Here is a 20,104-nt window from a genome sequence, read left to right as displayed (position 1 = left end):
ATCTCAACCACGAGCGCACACTCCGGCCGGGTCCGAATTCACCGTCGCGGCCAACGAAGTCCGCATCACCTTGCCGGACTGGGTACGTGGAATGTCGGAGACGACAGCGATAGTCGATGGCCGCGCAGCCGACTCCGATTCCTGACGAAACCGGGCTGCAATGGCCTGCTTCAGTTTTCGCGCCTCAGACTCGTCCAGGTTGCCGGATGGGACGACAGCCAAACCCACCAGCGCCCCGAACTCCGGGTCGCTGATTTCGTAGCAAGCGGCCTCGCGTACACCCGGCACGCCCTCGGCAATGCGATCCACCTCGTCAGGTGCAACGTTCACCCCACCGGAGATGATCATCTCCGTGGACCGGCCTTTGATGTAGAAGAAACCGTCCGCGCGACGCTCCAGCAGGTCCCCGGTATTCACCCAGCCGTCCACCAGGACCTCCCGTGTCCGCTCGGGATTGTTCCAGTAACCCAACATGTTTGCCGGCGACTTGATCCACAGCGTGCCGAATGAGGCGGCGTGGCCGTTCGAATCCAACAGACGAACATCGACTCCGGGGTAAGGCCGACCCACGGCACCTTCCTCGATCTTGCTGATCGAGCCGTCATCGGTCGGTAAACACAAAGCGGTGCAGCCCGTTTCGCTGAGGCCGTAAACCTGCGCGGTCCGAATACCCATGGCCTCGATTGATCGCACATCGGCTGCGATCGCTCGCGAACCGCCATACCCGACCAGTCGCAGCGACGGAACCTTCGCGTCGGCGGACTTCAGTTCGGCGATCAGCTTGGACAGCAGGGTCGGGACCAGACAGGTGGTCGCCACCTCGTTGGCGTTGAGGATCTCCACCAGGGATGTCGTGTTCTCACCCCCGGTCACGCACAGGCCCCCGCGCATCAGGCAGGTCAAGATCCACCACAGTCCACCGATATGCGTCGCCGGCAGCGGCGAATAGGTGGTCTCACCGTCCACCCAGGTCACCCAGTTCAAACCGGCATCCCGCAGAATGTCCGGAATCGCCAGAAAGGTTCGGTTGGCCAGCAACACGGCTTTGGGCTCGCCGGTCGTGCCGCTGGTGAAGATCATCGCCAGCGGATCGTCAGCAGTCTGCTCAAGGACCGGGGCGTCGGGGTCCGGAGCGGGTTCGGCTGTCATCACACCGGCGGTCACATCGACGGAGATCGCCGGAACGGATCGAAGACCCTGCGGAAGCTCCGAACACCCCATCCGACTGCCGGGCGCGACGAGAATCGCACTCGGGGTAGTGATCTGACCAAACCGATCGATGGTTGCCGGCGGCAGATTGCCATCGGCCATGACGGCGATCGCCCCGACCTTCGCACACGCCAACACCGACAGGTAGGTCTCGGGCCCGTTGTCCGAAACGACCAGCACCCGGCCTCCCGCCGTAACCGAGGCCGCACGAAGAGCCCTGGCAAGCCTGTTCACCTCGGTGACGAGTTCGCCGTATCGGATCGTGCTCTGACCGTTGCACCGACGCAGCGCGATTGCCTCGGGTCGCTGCCGCGCCTGCGAGAGCACCCGCATCAGCACGGTGGGCGGTAAGTGCGTCATGACTGTAACTTCTTTCCTGCCAGTGCGTTACGGGATGTTGAGCGCCGCTAGTTCGACTTCGGCGATAGCCGCCCCGCCGTACTCGTCCCAGAATTCGATGACACACGGGACCGAGAGATAGCGCAGCGAGCGTTCCATCACCTTGAAGTTCTGACACAGCAAGCGCGCCGAGAACTTCTGGGCATGGATCGGCCTCTTGAAACGCGACGAGGTGTTCTTGATCAGCATGCTGGGCAGTTGCAGGTCGAAGTAATCCGAAATCGACCAGCCGCGCAGGACCGGGATCTCTTCGTTGAGAACGGCCGGAGCGAATGCGCAGTAGGCGAGTTGGTTGAAACACATCACCAACTCCACCGCGTTGAAATGGCCCGTGCTGCGGATGTAGGCAGGCTCGCTGATGCTGAAATTCCCATAGGCGAGAACCGAATCGGCGGTCGCCTTGTACGACGCGTCGATAAGGTAGCGGCACCCTTTGTAGGCGTACGGTTCGAGCACCCTGGCGAGCAGATGCTCCTCGATGGGGCCGGTGTCGCTGATATCCGCGAATTCAGCGCGACTCTGTGTGGACGGGGACAAAATGATGGTGCTCATACTGCGTATCCTGGTGTTTTGAGTCCGTCCAGCATGGTCAGACGGTGAGTGGTCAGATGGCCGTTGGCGGTCCCGTGCTTCGCACGGTGCATGAGGACGCGGTTGTCCCACAGGATGATGTCGCCGACTTCGTAATGCTGGGTGTGAATGAATGGTGACGAGTACTCAGTGTCGAGTTGGCCCGTGGCTTCCATCAGTTCCTGCAAGATGCTCGGGTCCAGCACGTTGCCGTCCTTGTCCTCGATCTTGGTGGTACCCGTCGCGCAGATGTAGAGGATCTCTTCGCCCGTGTGCGGGTGCCTGATCACCGTCGGCCACTGGATGGGCGGTGTGGTCCGGTTGATCTCGTCCCATACTTCTCCGATGGGCCTGTAGATGTCGCGTGGGCGAATCTTGATGTGGCGCCGAGGATCATGGGTGCTGTGGGTCCCCCGGACCGGGTCCTGTGTGGCGGCCGGCAGCGACGCCCACACCTTGGCGAGATCGATGAAGTAGGTTCCGCGGTCGTGTCCGGGCACCGTCAAGGGCAACACCATGGAGAACGCGAAGGGTTCCGGCATGAACATGTAGTCGATATGCCAGAAGGCTCCGGTCTTCGGAACACCCTGCCCCTCCTCCGTGGAAGAAACAAAGATCTCCGGGTGGTCCTTGTGGTGATACAACGGCTCGTAATACGGGACGATTTCACCGACCAGTCTGCCGAGCGTGATGAATTCCTCCGGGGAGGGATGTACGTCCTTCAGGACGACCAGCTTGTGTGTGTAAACGATGTCCCGAATTTCTTCGGTCGATATGTGCTCGAGGTTTTGTGGGTCCAGGCCGGTCACCTGGGCTCCCAGGCCCTCACCTTTCACGTTGAGCGTCATGGATTCTGTCCTCTGGTAGTTGAGTCGGCGTTCGGCCTCGCGGCGCGAAGATGTCTTGTGCGTCAACAGTTGTCGTGATGCAATCCCCCTTGGCGAGACCGGTGAGACCGGCGTGCCTGTGGCACCGGCTCAGCGTCGTCAATGTCTGTCAATGTCGTCGTCAGTGTCGTTGTTAATGGGAGAAACCTGCCACCACCTGCTTGACGTATTCTTGGCGCGTTCTTGGCGGATCCTTGGGGGCACCGGATGGTTCCACGTCATTGGCATCCCGCCGCTTCGTCGCGATGGGTGGCCCAGTCGGCGGGCAGCAACGGGACGGTTGTGCACGTTCCGCCCGCTGACCGCTGCGCCAATCCGATTGGGGCACTGGGCATCATCGCCGCAGCGCCGGTCAGGCCGAGCGGGCCGGCGCCGTGTTCGCTTTCTGTCGTCGCGGCGTATTCGTTGGCGAAAGTACCGGGAGCGCTGTCGAGGGACGCGTGCAGGAATTCGTCCCTAAAGCCGCGTGCCCCAGCGGTGTGCCGGCGTCGCTTACGGGCGCCGGCGCGGGCGGCGACGGCCAATTGTGTTGTGCCGGAGGCTCCTAACGTATCCGCGGCGGTATCGGTCGCGGTGGCTGCGGCTCTCGGCCCGGAGCCGACACCGGGCGGGGCAATGCCCGGCACCGCGTAACTCAGACCGGCCGCAGGTGAAGCAGCGGTGCCCGATGTCGCAGCGGGAGCTGCGCTGGTGGGGGTACTGGTGTGCGGGGCACCACCCGCACCCGTCGTCGCTGCGGGTGCGGTCGCGGCACTCGGGTTCGGCTCGATCCGGGATGCCGGGCTGTGCTCTGCGGGCAGTGGTGCCGGGCCGGGCGCGGGGTCTGCCAGAACGGGGAAGTTGAGCGCGTTAAGCGCAGCGAGAGCACTGAGCGCCGGAGTGAAAAATGGCAGCAGCAGAAGCGAATACGAGGCGTAGTAGGGGTACCACAGGAGGTCGTAGAGCAACAATGCAATGACGGCCAACACAAGTGTGGTGGTCGGACTGAAGCCGAACCCCTGGAAGAATTCCAGGAAATATTTGTAGGGATCGGCGAGCAGATCCGTCAGGTCCTTGAACAGCGGTCCGACCGAGCCCAACAAATTGGGTTGAGCGTCCTGCACATTTTCGGTCGTGGTCAGGATGGGCGGAGCCGGTTGCAGGGTCGGCGCCGCCGAGCGAACGGCGTCGACGGTGCCCTGGTAGACGGCCATGGTATCGGCGGCTTGCACCCACAACCTGGCGTAGTCGGCTTCGTTCAGGGCGATCGGGATGGTGTTGACGCCGAAGAAATTCGTGGCGATAAGGACGCCGTGGGTGGCGTGGTTTGCGGCCAGTTCCGCCAGGGTCGGCATGGTGGCGACGGCGCTGGTGTAGGCGGCAGCGGCCGTCTCGTGCTGCACAGCGGCCAGAGCGCTGTCCAACGCGGCTTGCTCCAGCCAGGCCAAATAGGGGCCGTGTGCCGCAACGTATTCGGTGACGCCGACACCCTGCCAGGTACTGGCCTGCACCTGGGTCAACAACATGAACAACTCGGCGGCGGCATCCTCGTAGTGCTTGCTGAGTGCCTGCCATTGCGCAGCGGCAGCAATCAGCGATCCAGGCCCACTCCCCGCGTTCAACAGTGCCGAATGCACCTCCGGAGGCATCGCCATCCATATCGGGCCTGTCAGGCTGCCACCTCCCGGAGATCGAGTACGCGACGGCATGGGCTGAGGTCGCTCGGTCGTGGTGAGGTAGTCGTCCAGGAAAGGCGGAAAGTTCCCACACCCGGCAAAGAGCCGAGCAAACCCGCGATCAGTACAGTCGGAGCCATGCCGACCGTCGACGGCCGTCATCTTGACGGCATTTCGGAGACCGCGCTGCTCACGCTGCATCAGCGGGCAACCGAGGCCGCTCGCCCCGACGGCATCATCGATGACCCGATGGCAATCGAACTTCGGGACAGCATCGACTACGACTACGACCATTTCGGCCGTACCCACCAGGCAACTGCGCTGCGCGCCTTGGCTTTCGACGATGCCGCCGGTAAGTTCCTGGCCGCTCATCCACGCGGAACGGTGGTCGCCCTGGCCGAGGGCCTGCAAACGAGCTTCTGGCGCGTCGACAACGGGCAACTGGCCTGGTTGTCGGTGGACCTCGCGCCGATAGTGCAATTGCGCCGGCAATTGCTCCCGACATCGGACCGGCTGCGGTATTGCGCCCAATCCGCTCTCGATTACTCGTGGATGGATCTGGTCGACGACACCCACGGAGTGTTGATCACCGCCGAGGGGTTGTTCCAGTACCTGCAGCGCACCGCGGTTTTCGACTTGATCCAGCACTGCGCCAGCCGATTTCCTCGCGGACAGCTGGTCTTCGACAGCGTCCCGTGGCTGTTGAGTGTGTATTCGCGACGCCGCGGGTTCAAGCTCAGCGAGCACTACACGGCGCCGCCGATGCCGTTCTGGTTCACTGCGGACCACTATCCGGAACTGCGGGCCGTCCCCGGCATCCGGTCGGTGCGTGAACTGCCGGCGCCGCCGGGCCGCGGTTTGTTGCTGCGCAGAGTAATTCCCCTGGCTTACAAGCTTTCTGCCCTCAGCCGGTTGCGTGCTCCGACGACACTCGTGGAGTTCGCCTAGACGGCGTGCCAGGTTGCCGGGAACATCTGACCGGTATTGCGCGACTATAGATGTATGGATTGTGAGGTGGCCCGCGAAGCGCTGTCGGCCCGACTCGATGGCGAACGCGAACCAGTGCCCTCATCGCGGGTCGACGAGCACCTCGCCGAATGCGCGCTGTGCCGGGACTGGCTTGACCAGGTAACCGACCAAGCCGACCTGCTGCGCCGGTTGGTGCAGTCCCGACCCGTCATCACCCCGCTCGGCCCGTTCGGACCCGGGCCGTCGAAGCGGCGTCGGGCACGGATGAGTTGGCAGCGATGGGCACTGTTGGGTGTCGGACTGGCTCAGTTGGCGCTGGCAGGCGCCCAGGGGCTCGGTGTGAGCCTGGGACTGGCCCACCCACACGGCGCCGCCCCGGCCGGCCACCTGCTCAACGAATCGACGTCGTGGTCGTTCGCACTCGCGGTCGTGATGATCGTCGCGGCCTGGTGGCCGCGTGCCGCGGCCGGTCTGGCCGCTGTGTTGGCGGTATATGCCGGCGTGCTGACGGTGTACGTGGTCGTGGATTCGCTGTCCGGGGCCGTCACGACCGCCCGGGCACTGACCCACCTTCCGGTGTTGATCGGTGCGGTCCTGGCAACCACGGTGTGGCGCAGCGGTGACGCATCCGGGCCGACGCCATCCAGTGCCGCCTCGGAGCCCGACATCGTCTTACCTCAGAACGCATCCCGGGGGCGGCGGCGCGGTCATTTGTGGCCGACGGATGGTTCGGCCGCATAGCTGGACGCCACCGCAGCGCTCCGGTCGCCACCGAAGTTGCGCAGTCGCAAGCTGTTCGAGACGACGAAGAACGACGAGAACGCCATCGCGGCACCGGCGATAAGAGGGTTGAGCAGCCCCGCGGCGGCGATCGGGATCGCCGCAACGTTGTAACCGAACGCCCAAGCCATATTGATCTTGATGGTGCGCATCGTTGCGGCGGCGAGGTCCAGCGCCAGCGGCACGACTTCGAGATCGTCCCGCACCAGGATGATGTCGGCGGCGCCGATCGCCACGTCAGTACCGCGTCCGATGGCCATGCCGAGGTCGGCGCAAGCCAGCGCCGGTCCGTCGTTAATACCGTCGCCCACCATGGCAACCACACGCCCGTGTTCCCGCAGCTGCTCGATGACGTCGACCTTGCCTTCGGGCAGGATGTCGGCGATCACCTCGTCGATCCCGACGCTCGCAGCCACCGCGGCCGCCGTCGCCGGGTTGTCGCCGGTGAGCAGCACCGTGCGGAGGCCGCGTCCGTGCAGGGCGGCGACCGCGTCTGCCGCCGACTCCTTCACCGTGTCTCCGACCGCGACAACTCCGCACGCCTGGCTGTCGACCTCGACGAAAACCGCTGTATCGCCGCGGTATTCGGCGTCGCGTCGTGCCGCGGCCAACGCGGACTCTTGGGAATTGATCCAGGACGGCTTACCGACCCGCACGGACCGGCCGGATACGGTGCCGACGACGCCGCGGCCGGGCACGGCACGGAAGTCAGCGACCGCACGTCGCGGCGCGGACGCCGCGACGATCGCAAGTCCGACAGCGTGTTCGGAAGCTGCCTCCACGGTGGCCGCCAAGTCGAGAACCTCATCGGCGGTCCAGCCACGCGCAGCGGTAACGGAACTGACGGTCAACTGACCCGTCGTCAGGGTGCCGGTCTTGTCGAACACGACTGTGTCGACCGCACGGGTGGCCTCCAACGATTGATGGCCTTTGAGGAAGATGCCGAGTTGGGCGCCGCGGCCGGACGCGACCATCATCGCGGTCGGGGTCGCCAGCCCCAGCGCACACGGGCAGGCGATGACGAGCACGGCCAACGCAGCTGAGAACGCCCGGTCAGCGCCACCGCCGGCGGCCAGCCATCCCAGCGCGGTGAGCGCCGCCACACCGAAGACGCACGGAACGAACACCGAAGCGATCCGGTCCGCGAGTCGCTGGGCGTCGGCCCGCTGTGCCTGCGCCTGCTCCACCAACCGCACCATGCCGGCGAACTGGGTGTCCGCACCGACCGCGGCCGCCTCGACGATCAGCCTGCCGTCGAGTACCGCAGTACCGCCGATGACGTTCGAACCGGGATCGACCCGGACCGGTTTTGCCTCGCCGGTCATCGCGCTCATGTCCACCGCGGCGGAGCCTTCGACGACGAGGCCATCCGCGGCGATCGTCTGACCCGGACGCACGACGAAGCGCTGCTGCTCCTTCAGTTCGTCGGCCGGGATCACCGTTTCAGACCCGTCGGCCCCCAGGACCGCGACGTTCTTGGCGCTCAGCGCGGCCAGGGCTCGCAGCGCGCTACCGGCCTTGGACTTCGCGCGGGCTTCGAAATACCGCCCTGCCAGGACGAATACCGTGACACCCGCGGCGACTTCGAAGTAAATCGCATCGCTGCCAAGCAATGCTTGCCATACGCCCCTGCGGTCGGTCGACGGGGGTGCGCCGAAAGCGGTGTGCAGCGACCAGATGGTGGCGGCGGTGATACCGACCGATATCAAAGTCTCCATCGATGCGCCGCCGTGCATGGCGTTGCGCAGTGCAACGCGGTGAAACGGCCATGCCGCCCACCCCACCACCGGCAGGGCCAGCACGGTGAGCAGCCACGCCCAGCCGGTGAAACGCGACCCCGGCATCACCGCGAACATCACCGAGAAGTGCGCCAACGGCACGAAGAACACCGCGGCTACCGCCAACCGGGTGAACAGGTAGCGGGCATGATCGGCGTCCGGATCGCCCGCTTGGTCGCTGCCGGCCCGGCGCGGCTCGGCCTGGTAACCCGCTCGTCGCACCGCGTCGCACAGTTCGGCGGCCGTGGTGCCCTCGCCGGCCTCGATCGTGGCGACCCGGGTGGCGAAATTGACGGAGGCCCGAACGCCGGGCAGCTTGTTGAGCGTCGATTTCACCTTGTGCGCGCAGGCAACGCAGGACATGCCGGTGATCTCGAGTTGTATCAGCTGCGGACGCCCGGGCTGCGCTTCGGTTACCGCCGTCACCATTGCCCCACCGCCGACATGCTGTCTCCTCCAACCCCGCTGAACGTTCTACAGATGAGTCGTTACAGCCCGCTTATTAGTTCCCCGTCCGCCGAGGGCGGTCATGGCCTACTCTCTACAACCGTGGCGACAGGTGACGACGACGACCAAATTACCCAACTCGCCAAGTCCGCAGGCCGGGGTGACCGAGTAGCGCTGACGCAGTTCATCCAGGCCACCCAGCGCGATGTGTGGCGAATGGTTGCCTACCTGGCTGACCCGGCGAGTGCCGACGACCTGACTCAAGAGACGTTTCTCCGGGCGATCGGCGCCCTTCCGCGCTTCGCCGGTCGTTCCAGCGCGCGCACCTGGCTGCTGTCGATTGCCCGGCGGGTCGTCGTCGACCAGATTCGGCACAACTCGAGCCGGCCCCGGACCACCCACGTGGTCGATCTCGACGCCGCGGTGGGGGCCGCACGGCGCGGCAGCCGGATCGAGAACATGGTGGAGGTCCGTCTGTTGATCGACGGCCTGGAACCGCAACGCCGCGAGGCGCTGGTCTTCACCCAGATCCTGGGTCTGTCCTACGCCGAGGCGGCGGAGATCAGCGGCTGCCCGATCGGCACCGTTCGGTCTCGCGTCGCACGAGCCCGCGACGATCTACTGCGTGCGGCCGACGAAGGTGACCGCACCGGGTAGCTCAATCGCGTCTGACACCCGGATGATTGCGGGCCAGGAACGGGAGTAGCAGCTCCGGTGGCGCGACCCGGAACAACCCGGACGAGATGCGGTTGGCCCATCCGGGGACGACGACGGCCTTGCCTGCGTCCAATCCGTCGATTCCGGCCTGCGCCACCTGATCGGCGGGCTTCCACATCACCTTGGGCAACGCCGACTCGGCTTCCTCTTTGGTGAAACCGGCTGCCTCGCCGAAGCCGGTGTCCACCGGTCCGGGGCACAGCGCTGTCACTGATACGCCGGTTCCCCGCAGCTCACCGCGCAGGCTGTGGGAGTAGGACAACACGAACGCCTTGGCGGCTCCGTAGGCTGCCTGCCCGGGCAGCGGCCCGAATGCCGCCACCGATGCCACGTTGAGGATTGCGCCCCGGCGCCGGCTGACCATGCCGGGCAGGAATCTGCTGCACAAATCGACCACCGCGGCCACGTCGACCTCGACGAGGTTGAGCTCGTCTTCCGGAACCGATTTCGCGACAACGCCGAGCGTGGACAGGCCGGCGTTGTTGATCAGGATGTCGGGAGTCAGACCGAGGTCGCCGATCCGGTCCAGCAGGCTCGCCCGGGCCGCCCGGTCGGAGAGGTCCGTTGGCAGTGGACGGGCTTTGGGACCCAACCGTTCGGCGATTTCACCCAGCCGGTCGGCGCTGCGCGCCACCAGGACCACTTGATATCCACGCTGAGTGAGGATCCGGGCGAGTTGTTCGCCAATTCCGGAGGACGCGCCAGTGACGACGGCCGCGCGGTCATTTCCTGCTGGTGGGAGAGCCATGGGGTGAACGTACCCGCACCTGCCCTGCCTCCGCGATGGCCGCGAGCCGGTCCAGCGAGGCGCGTAACCGATCGGGTGTGGTCGAGCGGGCGCGGTCCAGACGGTGGGGTCGCTCAACGCTGTCCAGTCACCTATCCGGCTCGTAGCGCCTCGACCGGTCCAGACAGTGCGGCCTTGACCTGTCGGGTGAGTTCGTCGGCCAGGACCTCCCCGTCGCCGTGTTCGACACCGTCGAGGATGTCGCGAGCGACGTGTCGCGGGTCGTTTTTGGGCGCATTGAGGTCGGCGATCATGTCCGTGTCGGTGTAGCCGAGGTGGACTCCGGTGACCAGCGTGCCCTGCTTCTCCAACTCTGCGCGCAACGAGTTGGTGACCGACCAGAACGCGGCTTTAGAGGCGCCGTACGCACCGAAACCGCCCATCCAGGACAGCACTGAGTGGATGTCCACCAGCGCGCCACCGCCGTTCTTCGCCAGGATCGGGGCGAACGCGCGGGCCACCTGCAGCGCACCGAAGACGTTGGTCTCGAAGATCGAGCGGATTTCGTCCATCTCGTCGGTGAGCAGGTTGTGCCCGCCTGCGATGCCGGCGTTGTTGACCACAATCTGAGCGTCGGATGCTGCTTCAGCCAGTGCGGCAACGGAATTCGCATCGGTGACATCAAGGGGCAAGCCCACCACGCGCGGGTCGGCGTTTTCGCGGGGCTGTCGTGCAGTGGCATATACCTTGGCGGCGCCGCGCTCTAGCAATTCGTCCACGATGGCCTTGCCGAGCCCGCGTTGTCCACCGGTGACCACCGCCGTCGCCCCCTGAATCTTGACCATGACCACTTCTCCCTGACGTAGGTAAACAACCTTTACCTCTGTCACCGTAATTGCGTGAGTCGACATAGGCAAGTAGTCTTTGGATATGTCTTCGTGGTACGCGTCACAGCGCTACGGGCTTGAATCGGCGCCCGGCGGATTGGGATTGGTGCAGGACTTCCTCAACACCGTGCGCATCGGAAGCTACGGGCCGGACCTGCTGACCGACCTCGAGCTTGCCCGCCGCTGGGCAACGAGCGCGGTCGAGAGTTGGTCGGCCGTCAATGGTGTCGACGCGAGCCCGCCTGTCTTGAACCAGGCCGATCTGACCAGGCTGCAAGCCCTGCGCGAGACAATCGCGAAGTTGGTCGCCGGCGATCCCGTCACGTCGGGTAGCGCATCGGTTTCGGCATCTTTCGCCGTCTCGGAGAGCGGGGATGTGCGTCTTGAACCCGTTGGCAGCGGCTGGCGCTGGCTCGCATCGGCGCTATGGACAGAAATCCTGTTGAGTCAGCAGGCCAACACCTGGCGGCGAGTCAAGCGTTGCCACAGCCCCCATTGTGATTCGACCTTTTACGACAGGTCGAAGAACAACAGCGGCGTTTGGCATGACGTGAAGACATGCGGCAACGCCGCGAATCTGCGGGCCTCTCGAGCACGTCGACGTGCTTCAGCGAACCAAACCGATCGGTAGGGGAATCAGCAGCGCTCGACACCGCGCTGCATAACGCGGACGCCGCTCACCGGCCGGGGGGATTCAAGAACGGTTCGGTGAGTCAGATGCAACGCATGGCAAGCACGCGGCTTGATGGGCACGACGACGTCAGAGTCGCTGCGACTCTCGTCTATCGAATTCGGAAAGTTCATCACGTCGTTCGGTCCTCCGTCGGTGCGACCTTCGGCCTCTGTCGAAGTGCACAGTTCAGTCGCTTGGCCCACATCTACCCATGCGGTGTGTGTACGAACCGCCCACGGGGTGAACAACATGGAAACCGCCCTGTGCATTCCGACACAGCCCAACGTGTTGCATCGGGTACGTCACAGCCGCGCCGGACCGCTTCGCGGAGGCGCAATAGAGCAGCGCGAGCTTAGTTGTCGCCGACGCCACACCTATCAAGCTGCCGTCATCGCCGCGCGCTCGAGGTCGAGCAACTGTTCGCCGTGCAGTTCTTCGTCATAGGCCTTCCGGCCCCCACGGATCCCGAACAGCCGCTTGGAAATCACGAGATACAGCACCGCTGCGACATTGATCGTCAGGGTTACCACCCTGGTCGTCGTGACGCCCTTGAGTAGGTCGTGAATCTCCAACGGCAGGAACACGGAGGTGGCCACCACCGCGAAGTACTCTCCCCAGCGTTTCAGCAGCCAGAGACCAATACCCTCGACCACCTGCAGGACGGCGTAGGCGGCGAGCAGACAAGTAATCAAGGCCAGCGTGGACGGCTTTGCGGCCAAAGCCTTTTCCAGCTCGTGAATAGCCGACATTTGATCAACCTTGAATCCGGCAGCGCGGAAGATCGGCAGATCGCGGTCGAGCGTCGCCTGGATGGCACCGCGGGACCCACGAAACGTCCATACCGCCCAGGCGGCAAGGCCGAGGATCACGGCCCGCCCCAGTCGTTCGATGCTCAGCGCACGGATGATGATGGCCTGCCGTAATGCCTTGCCGCGCATGATCAACGGTGCATCTTCGGGACGTCCGCGACCGTGCGGTTCCCCCAGCGCAAAGTCACCGCAACGCAGGCAGCGCCACACCTCGCCGAGTTTGGTGTTGGCGCTGAGCCGCTCGGCCAGCGCCTCGTCGTCGGGCGCGTAGGTGGCATGGCCGGCCACTGCGCACGTGACCAGCTCCCACCGATTGACTCCGCGGTTCTCGTTCTTGGCCACGTGCGCTCCTTCGGGCGGATTTGACGCCGATCATCAACGCAAGCAGCAAACCATGCAAGGGGACGCGTGACTACGGGGCGTCAGAATCCAACGGCGCTGCGCGGCCGTGCGACCGTTGGATTGACCGCGCCGAGCAACCTGGTCAGATCGGTGACGGGGTGCTCGTCGAGGTGCTCGACCGCATCGACTATCTGGGTGCGCAACGCACCGTCGCAGAACGGCTCGGCCAGCCAGTGAAACTTCTCGACGACACGCTCCCACGACAGGGGTTGGGTGGGCGAACCTTCGTAATCGGACTGTTGGTGGGCGAATTCCCTTCCATCGCGGGTCTTTACATACACGCGGACACCAGTGCGATGCGGATAGCCCGCCGTGAGGTCCGCGGCCGGCGTGACATCAATCCTGTTCAGCAGTTGCTGGACGTCGTCGCGGCGGACCCGCGGGCTCTCGAGTTGTTCGGGACCCACACCACCGTCGAGTAGAGCGACGGCGCTCAGATACTTGAGGTTGTAGTCGGCTTGTTCCTTGGTCGTTGGATGGTTTTTGTCGCCATACGCTCCGCCGCCGGCGATGTCATAAGCGCTCTGGATGACTTCGATCTGCACTGCGTCCACATCCGGTCCGCGCAGATCCTGGTCGGTACGGATTGCCAGCAGGGCGTCGATGACCACCTGCCCGTGGATCAGCGCACAATACTTCTTGAGGTAAGTCTGTTCGACGGCAGTGAGTTCGCGGTCGCCGGTACGGAAATCGATGGTTTGCCCGAAGAGCTGCGCCAGACCCTGCGGACCCTCGAATAGCGTCCGCGGCCCCGAGACTCCCCGGCCCGCCAACATAGTCGCGTAGACCGCGCGCATACCGGTCATCGCCGGGGAGATGCCCTTCCAGTTGGAGACCGGCTCGGTATGCACCGCCGCGAGCGACACGTTGTCCACCGCCGACGCCGCAATGGCGTCAGCGGTCTTGCCGGCATCGAGTCCCAGCAGTTTGGCCGAACCCGCCGCCACTGACATCGCAAGCTGCAGTGCATGATTGAGACCGCGGGCCATGACCGGGACTATTGCGCTGAACCGGCACTGGACTTCATACGCGACCGCGAGTGCGAGAAGAAAGTCCGAGCCGGCGGCTTCGAGATGTTCGGCAACAGCCAGGACCGCTCCCAGATTGTCGGCGGGATGACACAGCCCGCCCGGCGTCAGATAGGTATCGAGCAGATCGGGATAGCGCACCAGTACCGCGTTGAAGAAAGCGGCCTGATCCACCGACGCACGGCCACCCCCGACCAGCGTGGCGGTGGGCCGGCCGCTGAATTCATCGACGTGCGCGCGAATGGCGGGGATGAGATCACCGTCCAGCGCACCGACGGCGCAGGCGACACTGTCCAGGACGTTGCGCTTGAGCAACTTTCGCGCCTGACTGGTGAGATCGGACTGTGCCGCGGCGACGACGAATTCGGCCAAGTCGTCCACAACGTAGTCCGGCGCCATGGCAATGACAACGGAACTTTGTCCCGAACTATTTCGGCGGGCCTCATTGCGACAGCACGCCGGCTTTCGACGCAAGTGCCGCCTCTTCGACCAGTCGTTGGCCGATCGACCGGATCTGGCGTGCCGTCAATGCGCAGAGCGGGTGCGAGGCAACGATGAGCGCAACGTGATTGCGCTGGTCGAACACCGGTGCGGCGATGGTGACCACCGATTGCTTCGCCCGACCGTTCACCTCGTCGAAAAATGCTCCGCTGGAAGTGAATTCGACCAGCAGCTGGTCCATGATCTGACGCACCGAAGCCGGCATTTTGTCATTTTGCAGACTGCCCACCAACTGAATGGCCTGCGCCAGGGCGGGGGTGGTGCAGTCGACGTCAAAGCCTCGCTTTCGAGTTCGCGCCAGCACACCTTCCAACCGGCGGGCGCGGTCTGCGTCGGAACCGGCACCACGCCTGATCCATTCGCGCTGTCCCTCCGCGGTATCCCACGCTGCGAGGGCCACGCCGAACGGCGGCGCGTACGGGATGCGGTCGCCGGGCAACCCGGACGGCTCCGTGGCGGAGTCACCCTCGAATGCGGTGATCACCAGGAAGTCTTCGAATCGCTCAACCACTGAACCGGGGTAACCTACTGCCTCGGATACCCGGAGTGCCGCCGCACGTGCGGCGTGCGCGAGTGGCCGCGCGGTATCGGTTCGCGCCGCCACCACGGCCAGTGCCGGACCCAGGGCGAAGGTTTTGGTGACAGGATCTCGGCTGGCCCAGCCTCGGTCACACAGAGTCTTGAGGATCGCGTGCGCGGTCGCCTGGGTGAGTTCGAGTTCGCGCACGACGTCGGAAAAGCGCAACTGCTTACTGCCCGAGCGGGCCAGCAACTCAACGACGTCGAGGACTCGGCCGGTCGGCGCTGACGTCGCTCCGCGAATGGGTTGACTCCTTGGCGCTGGGGTTCATACAGTCATTCCGAACATTCGAGATCATATCTCAATTATTCGAGAAAGAAGGCCGAGTGTGCGCGCTGTGGTACTACGCGACGGCGAGCTGCACGTGCGCGACGTTGCGGACCCCCAGGCGGGGCCGGGTGAGTTGTTGTTGCGGACCCTGAGCACCGCCATCTGCGCATCGGACGTGCACTTCATGGATCATCCGGAACTCGGAATCGACGACCCGACCGGCCGCTCGCTGTACGACGCGGACCAAGACATCGTGCTCGGCCACGAGTTCGTCGGCGAGGTGGTCGGATCGGGTCCCGGCTGTTCGGATGAGTTCGCAATCGGTTCGCGGGTGACCGCAATGCCCGTGCGTCTGGTGGACGGAGGTGCTGGCGGGCTGCGAATCATCGGTCAGCACCCCGAGGCTCCGGGCAGTTTCGCCGAACTCCTGGTGATTTCAGCAGCCGCCGCCAAGCTGGTGACCGGTGACGTCTCAGCCGATGCCGTCTCACTCACCGATGCATTCGCCGTGGGCGAATTCTACGTGCGTTCGGCCGGGCTTGCGCCCGGTGAAATACCGATCGTCGTCGGCGCGGGCGCGGTAGGGCTTTCCGCGGTGGCCGCTTTGGCCAGCCGAGGCATCGCGCCGATCGTCGTCGCGGACTACAAAGCCGACCGGCGTGAGTTGGCACGCGACGGCTTCGGCGCACACGTCCTGGTGGACCCCGCCGAATCGTCGGTTTTCGATGCATTCCGTGCCGTTCGATCGCAACGTGGCTTACCCGGTCCGGCAGTGATTTTCGAATGCGTTGGCGCCGCCGGGCTGATCCAGGCACTCGTCGAGTCCGCCGAAATGGGCACCCGGATCTACTGCGCGGGTGGCTGGTACACCGGCGACACGCTGGATATCACGACGGCTACCCGTCAGGGCGTCACCATCCAATTCGGTGGCGGGCCCCATCCGCAGGACTGGTATGGCACGCTCGACGCGATCATCTCGGGACGACTAAATCCGATGCCCAGTGTGGGCAAGATCATCACCCTCGACGAAGTCCCAGACGCACTCGAACTCGCGCGTCGATCGGATGGTCCACCGCGAATCGTCGTCCACCCCAACGGAGACGCGACATGAGCGAACGTGAAGACCGGCAAGACATCGCCGACTTGCTGGTGCGCTATGCCACCGGGATCGACCGACGCGATTGGACATTGTTCCGAACCGTGTTCACCGACGACTGCGAGTTGGACTACGGCGAGATCGGGTCATGGCGAGGCGTCGACTCGGTGACCGAGTTCATGCAGCTGGCCCATGCTATGGCGGGGTACACGCTGCACCGGTTGAGCAATATCGCGGTCACCGTCGAGGGCGACCGGGCCGGAGCCCGTACCTACATCGACGGCTTGATCATGGCTGCCGACAACAACGGCGGTGTCAATGCCGTCGGTTTCTACGATGACGAAATCATCCGAACAACCGAAGGATGGCGAATCGCGAAGCGGCAGTTCACTTCGGTGCGGGTAGTGGCAGTCAGCTAGGAGGGGTCGGTGACGTTCACAGCGAAGTACGGTCCCTGGGCGCTGGTGGCCGGCGCCTCCGATGGGGTGGGCGCCGCCTTCGCGAAGGGGCTGGCCGAGCGCGGCGTCAATGTCGTCCTGGTGGCGCGTCGGCAGTCGGTGCTCAATCAGGTTGCTGACGAGATCGGAGCGGCGACCGCAGCTCAAACACGGGTCCTCGCAATTGATCTCGTGGACCCCGATGCGCACCTTCGCATTGCCGAGGCAACCAGCGACCTGCAGATCGGCTTTCTCGTCTACTGCGCCGGGGCTGATCCCAACTTCAAACCGTTCCTGGCCACTCCGGTTGAGGCCGCACAGGCAATGGTGCAACGCAACTGCGTGGTGCCCATGCAGTTATGCCATCATTTCGCTTCCGCGATGGTGCAAAGGGGGCGGGGCGGAATCGTGATCTTCGGGTCCGGAGCGGGGTTCGCCGGTGGCCCGAACATGGTTGCATACGCGGCCTCCAAAGCATTCGACATGGTTTTCGCCGAAGCGCTTTGGGCCGAGTTGCACGACAGGGGCGTCGACGTACTCGGCCTTATCCTCGGTAAAACCAACACGCCGGCCCTACGTGAACTCGAGTACAGCCGTGGGCAGATCACTTCGCTCGACGAGGTTCCCCCGGGTGCCGTGCCGGTCGACGACGTCATCGCCGAAGCGTTCGAGAACCTGACCAATGGGCCGACCTGGATCGTCGGCGAAGACTTGCGCGCCGCGATGCAGATGCTTGGCTCGCTGACCCGGAATCAGGCAGTCGGACTCATCTCACAGGCCAGCGCCGCGGCGATGGGGTCCATTGACTGATCCCTGTTCACGTCCCTGGTCGCGTCGCTATTCACGAGGGCGGCTCTCATGACCGGGGCGACCCGCGGTGCGCCGCTGTTCTTTCATCCGCGCTTCCAGCAAGTGCCGAACGCCGCCCTGCAATTCGTCTCGGACCCGCCGCTCGTGGTCCCGGAACGGTGACCAGTAGTTGTCATCGAAATCCTCGACGATCTGAAAGGTCCATCGGCCGTACAGGACGTTGCGGCCAACCAGTTCGGTCTCCAGACGGTCCGCGACCGCGCTGTGTCCTGCGTCGCGCAGCTTGTCGCACGCTTCGCCGAGTAACAGGTCGGCGTGGCCCATCAATTGGTGAAATGAGTACAACTCACCGCGGGCGCGTTCGACGTATTCCAAAGCCTCCGATAACCCACCGACGGCCGCGACCGTCGCCTCATCGACATCCGGAGAGTCTTCTGGCGTCATGGCGTCCGTATGCCCGAGTTACTGCGGCTTTACGCATCAGCCCGGCGCCCGCCAGGTGATCAGGACACGGCCGTAGCGCAAACGGCGCAGGCGCGCGTCGGGCAGTACCGCTCCCAGGTGGGCGCGCAGTTGCGAAAACGTGTCCGGCGGCGGCCATTTGATCGGAGCGGTGTGTTCCCACTTTCCTTTGACCCGGTTGACGACGAGGCACGCCACAGACGACAACAGGTGCCACCAAGCCGTTCGTATCGAAAATCGGACGAAGGTCACCGCGGCCAGCGTGCCGCCGGGCCGCACGAGGCCGGCCAGTCGCGTCAATGCGGCCCGGGTGTCGTCGATGTGGTGCAAGAAGGCGTTGGAAACGACGGCATCGAACCGGGCCAACTCGGTGGTCATGACGTCGCCGAGCATCCACTGCACCTCGGCGTCGGGAAACCGCGACATCGCACGTCGCAACACGGGTGCGTCCGCGTCCAAGGCGGTGACTGCCGGTATCCGTTCGGCGAGCCGAGCCGCGAGAAAGCCGTCGCCGCACCCGACGTCGAGAACTGTCCGAGCGCTGCTGGGCACCAACGCATCGACCAGGACGTTGTAGTGGATGTTGATGTTCCACGGTTGATCGGCCGACACTGTATCCAAAGTAACCCCGAAGTGCTCGTGGCTCGGCATCGATGATGGGATAGCGGGGTGACAGCGCATCGGGAAGTGCTGGCGGTGATCGGCGTCGGCGGAATGGGCCAGGCGATCGCCCGTCGGCTCGGATCGTCCAAGACGGTGCTGTTGGCAGACAACAACGAAGCGGTCCTGGCTTCGGTCGCGCAATCTCTCGCCGCCGACGGCTATCACGTCGAGAGCCGGCAAGTCGATGTCGCTTCACGGGATTCGGTTCACGCGCTGGCAAAGTTCGCGGCCTCGCTGGGCAACGTGACGCAACTGGCGCACACCGCCGGCCTGTCCCCGGCCCAAGCGTCCGCCGAGGCAATCCTGGCAGTCGACCTGCTCGGCGTCGCGCTGGTGCTAGAGGAGTTCGGCGAGGTCATTGCGCCGGGCGGGGCCGGCGTGGTGATCGCCAGCATGGCAGGCCACCTTTTCCCACCCCTGACTGCCGACCAGGAAAAGGCCCTGGCCCACCATCCGCCCGAGGCTCTGCTGACGCTCGATTTCCTGAGCAATGTCACCGAGCCGAATTTTGCGTATCCAATCGCGAAGCAGGCCAATCAGATTCGGGTTCGTGGCGCCAGTTCCCACTGGGGACGGCGCGGTGCGCGGATCAACTCCCTCAGTCCCGGCATCATTTCTACGCCGATGGGACAGCAGGAGCTGGCGTCCCCGGTCGGGGACGGCATGCGAGCCATGATCGCCATGTCCGGAACCGGCCGCATCGGGACGCCCGACGATATCGCCGCCGCGACCGCTTTTCTGCTCGGCCCCGACGCAACATTCATCACCGGGACCGACCTCTTGGTCGACGGCGGCGTGACAGCGGCGTTGAAGGCCGGTAATCCGTAACGGGTCAGCATCCTCGTTTGCAGGTCAGCATCCTCGTTTCCAGGTCAGCATCCGCGTTTCCAGGTCACCGAACGTTGAACTCGTGCAACGTCTGACTCGTGCCCTCGCTGAGCGTGACGTAGCCCTGGCCGTCGGGATGGAAGGCAATCGCTTCGCCCTGCTGTTCGCTAGCCATCAGGCCTTCCACCCCTTGCTGGCTGAAAGGTGACCACGAACTGCTCCCCGGCGCGCGGTTCCACAGCAGTACGTCGTCGTAGGTCCGGATGGCCAATTGCGTGCCGTCGGGCGAGAAGTCCGCGCTGGTGACGAGTTGCTCCTGGGCATCCGACAGATCCAGGGTGGCGACCTGGGTCAGCGTACGGCTGGCACTGCTGCTACCGGCGCTGGTCCACCCGCTGTCCGGAGTTGAGTAAACCCGGGAGATGTCACCGTCGGTCTTTTCGATGAGCAGCATGTTGTGGTTGATCGGATCGACGGCCAGCGCCTCCGAATTGAGTTTCTCCCCACCGGGATACGCCAC

At 64.6% G+C, this 20,104-nt stretch carries 19 protein-coding genes and 2 pseudogenes; 8 read left to right on the top strand and 13 right to left on the bottom strand.

Annotated features, from left to right (window positions below; translation table 11 throughout):
* Positions 1-3: 3 nt before the first annotated feature.
* From fadD10 to A5636_RS01085, 4 genes are all read right to left on the bottom strand, one after another.
* On the bottom strand, positions 4-1,569 hold the full coding sequence (gene fadD10 / locus A5636_RS01100; RefSeq protein ID WP_065156860.1) for a fatty acid--CoA ligase FadD10: 1,566 nt from the start codon (positions 1,567-1,569) through the stop codon (positions 4-6).
* A 27-nt stretch (positions 1,570-1,596) separates the two neighbouring features.
* On the bottom strand, positions 1,597-2,160 hold the full coding sequence (locus A5636_RS01095) for an FcoT family thioesterase (protein ID WP_065156859.1): 564 nt from the start codon (positions 2,158-2,160) through the stop codon (positions 1,597-1,599).
* Positions 2,157-3,026: a (3R)-3-[(carboxymethyl)amino]fatty acid oxygenase/decarboxylase gene (scoE, locus tag A5636_RS01090; RefSeq protein ID WP_065156858.1), complete on the bottom strand. Its 870-nt coding sequence runs from the start codon at positions 3,024-3,026 to the stop codon at positions 2,157-2,159. Before scoE ends, A5636_RS01095 begins: the two co-directional genes overlap by 4 nt.
* Before the next feature lie 257 nt (positions 3,027-3,283).
* Positions 3,284-4,699, bottom strand: a complete 1,416-nt coding sequence (locus A5636_RS01085) for a PPE family protein (RefSeq protein ID WP_065156857.1) — start codon at positions 4,697-4,699, stop codon at positions 3,284-3,286.
* A gap of 159 nt (positions 4,700-4,858) precedes the next feature.
* Between A5636_RS01085 and A5636_RS01080 the strand changes: the two genes are divergently transcribed.
* Together A5636_RS01080 and A5636_RS01075 are read left to right on the top strand one after the other, a co-directional pair.
* Positions 4,859-5,668, top strand: coding sequence for a class I SAM-dependent methyltransferase (locus A5636_RS01080; RefSeq protein ID WP_065156856.1), 810 nt, complete (start codon positions 4,859-4,861; stop codon positions 5,666-5,668).
* Between the two features lie 54 nt (positions 5,669-5,722).
* A complete protein-coding gene (locus A5636_RS01075; protein WP_065156855.1) occupies positions 5,723-6,430 on the top strand; it encodes a zf-HC2 domain-containing protein in 708 nt (235 codons plus the stop codon).
* Here A5636_RS01075 and A5636_RS01070 read toward each other — a convergent pair.
* A pseudogene (locus A5636_RS01070) lies at positions 6,362-8,676 on the bottom strand (heavy metal translocating P-type ATPase). The gene A5636_RS01075 and the pseudogene A5636_RS01070 sit on opposite strands and share 69 nt — an antisense overlap.
* A gap of 120 nt (positions 8,677-8,796) precedes the next feature.
* Between A5636_RS01070 and sigC the strand changes: the two are divergent.
* Complete coding sequence (gene sigC / locus A5636_RS01065) at positions 8,797-9,351, top strand: RNA polymerase sigma factor SigC (protein WP_065156854.1); 555 nt, start codon at positions 8,797-8,799, stop codon at positions 9,349-9,351.
* 1 nt (position 9,352) lies between these two features.
* Here the strand turns inward: sigC and A5636_RS01060 are convergent, their stop codons facing one another.
* Both A5636_RS01060 and A5636_RS01055 read right to left on the bottom strand, forming a co-directional pair.
* Positions 9,353-10,159, bottom strand: a complete 807-nt coding sequence (locus A5636_RS01060) for an SDR family NAD(P)-dependent oxidoreductase (RefSeq protein WP_065156853.1) — start codon at positions 10,157-10,159, stop codon at positions 9,353-9,355.
* 131 nt (positions 10,160-10,290) lie between these two features.
* Positions 10,291-10,983 (bottom strand): SDR family oxidoreductase, encoded by a 693-nt coding sequence (locus A5636_RS01055; protein WP_065156892.1) that lies wholly within the window; start codon positions 10,981-10,983, stop codon positions 10,291-10,293.
* 85 nt (positions 10,984-11,068) lie between these two features.
* Here A5636_RS01055 and A5636_RS01050 point away from each other — a divergent pair, with 85 nt between their 5' ends.
* Positions 11,069-11,656, top strand: coding sequence for a CGNR zinc finger domain-containing protein (locus A5636_RS01050; protein ID WP_253900439.1), 588 nt, complete (start codon positions 11,069-11,071; stop codon positions 11,654-11,656).
* A 419-nt stretch (positions 11,657-12,075) separates the two neighbouring features.
* On the opposite strand, the gene A5636_RS01045 is transcribed toward A5636_RS01050, so the two are convergent.
* The 3 genes from A5636_RS01045 to A5636_RS01035 form a co-directional block, all read right to left on the bottom strand.
* On the bottom strand, positions 12,076-12,849 hold the full coding sequence (locus A5636_RS01045; RefSeq protein WP_065156852.1) for a DUF2127 domain-containing protein: 774 nt from the start codon (positions 12,847-12,849) through the stop codon (positions 12,076-12,078).
* Positions 12,850-12,929: 80 nt separating this feature from the next.
* Positions 12,930-14,336 (bottom strand): MmgE/PrpD family protein, encoded by a 1,407-nt coding sequence (locus tag A5636_RS01040; RefSeq protein ID WP_065156851.1) that lies wholly within the window; start codon positions 14,334-14,336, stop codon positions 12,930-12,932.
* 43 nt (positions 14,337-14,379) lie between these two features.
* Positions 14,380-15,261: a helix-turn-helix domain-containing protein gene (locus tag A5636_RS01035; protein WP_065156850.1), complete on the bottom strand. Its 882-nt coding sequence runs from the start codon at positions 15,259-15,261 to the stop codon at positions 14,380-14,382.
* A gap of 94 nt (positions 15,262-15,355) precedes the next feature.
* Between A5636_RS01035 and A5636_RS01030 the strand changes: the two genes are divergently transcribed.
* The 3 genes from A5636_RS01030 to A5636_RS01020 are packed head-to-tail and all read left to right on the top strand — an operon-like array spanning position 15,356 to position 17,631.
* Complete coding sequence (locus A5636_RS01030) at positions 15,356-16,399, top strand: zinc-binding dehydrogenase (protein ID WP_065156890.1); 1,044 nt, start codon at positions 15,356-15,358, stop codon at positions 16,397-16,399.
* Entirely contained in the window at positions 16,396-16,803 is a 408-nt protein-coding gene (locus tag A5636_RS01025; RefSeq protein ID WP_065156849.1) for a nuclear transport factor 2 family protein, read from the top strand. Before A5636_RS01030 ends, A5636_RS01025 begins: the two co-directional genes overlap by 4 nt.
* A 9-nt stretch (positions 16,804-16,812) precedes the next feature.
* On the top strand, positions 16,813-17,631 hold the full coding sequence (locus A5636_RS01020; RefSeq protein WP_065156848.1) for an SDR family NAD(P)-dependent oxidoreductase: 819 nt from the start codon (positions 16,813-16,815) through the stop codon (positions 17,629-17,631).
* 27 nt (positions 17,632-17,658) lie between these two features.
* Here the strand turns inward: A5636_RS01020 and A5636_RS01015 are convergent, their stop codons facing one another.
* Both A5636_RS01015 and A5636_RS01010 read right to left on the bottom strand, forming a co-directional pair.
* Positions 17,659-18,075, bottom strand: coding sequence for a hypothetical protein (locus A5636_RS01015; RefSeq protein WP_065156847.1), 417 nt, complete (start codon positions 18,073-18,075; stop codon positions 17,659-17,661).
* Positions 18,076-18,111: 36 nt separating this feature from the next.
* Positions 18,112-18,744, bottom strand: coding sequence for a class I SAM-dependent methyltransferase (locus A5636_RS01010; RefSeq protein WP_065156846.1), 633 nt, complete (start codon positions 18,742-18,744; stop codon positions 18,112-18,114).
* A gap of 18 nt (positions 18,745-18,762) precedes the next feature.
* On the opposite strand from A5636_RS01010, the gene A5636_RS01005 reads away from it, so the two are divergent.
* Positions 18,763-19,584: an SDR family oxidoreductase gene (locus A5636_RS01005; protein ID WP_216638799.1), complete on the top strand. Its 822-nt coding sequence runs from the start codon at positions 18,763-18,765 to the stop codon at positions 19,582-19,584.
* Positions 19,585-19,648: 64 nt separating this feature from the next.
* On the opposite strand, the pseudogene A5636_RS26365 reads toward A5636_RS01005, so the two are convergent.
* A pseudogene (locus A5636_RS26365) lies at positions 19,649-20,104 on the bottom strand (PE family protein); the annotation flags it as partial.

Origin of the sequence: Mycobacterium asiaticum, from assembly GCF_001673315.1 — a bacterium.
Lineage (GTDB): Bacteria > Actinomycetota > Actinomycetes > Mycobacteriales > Mycobacteriaceae > Mycobacterium > Mycobacterium asiaticum_B.
This window is presented reverse-complemented; position numbering and strand designations above follow the sequence as displayed.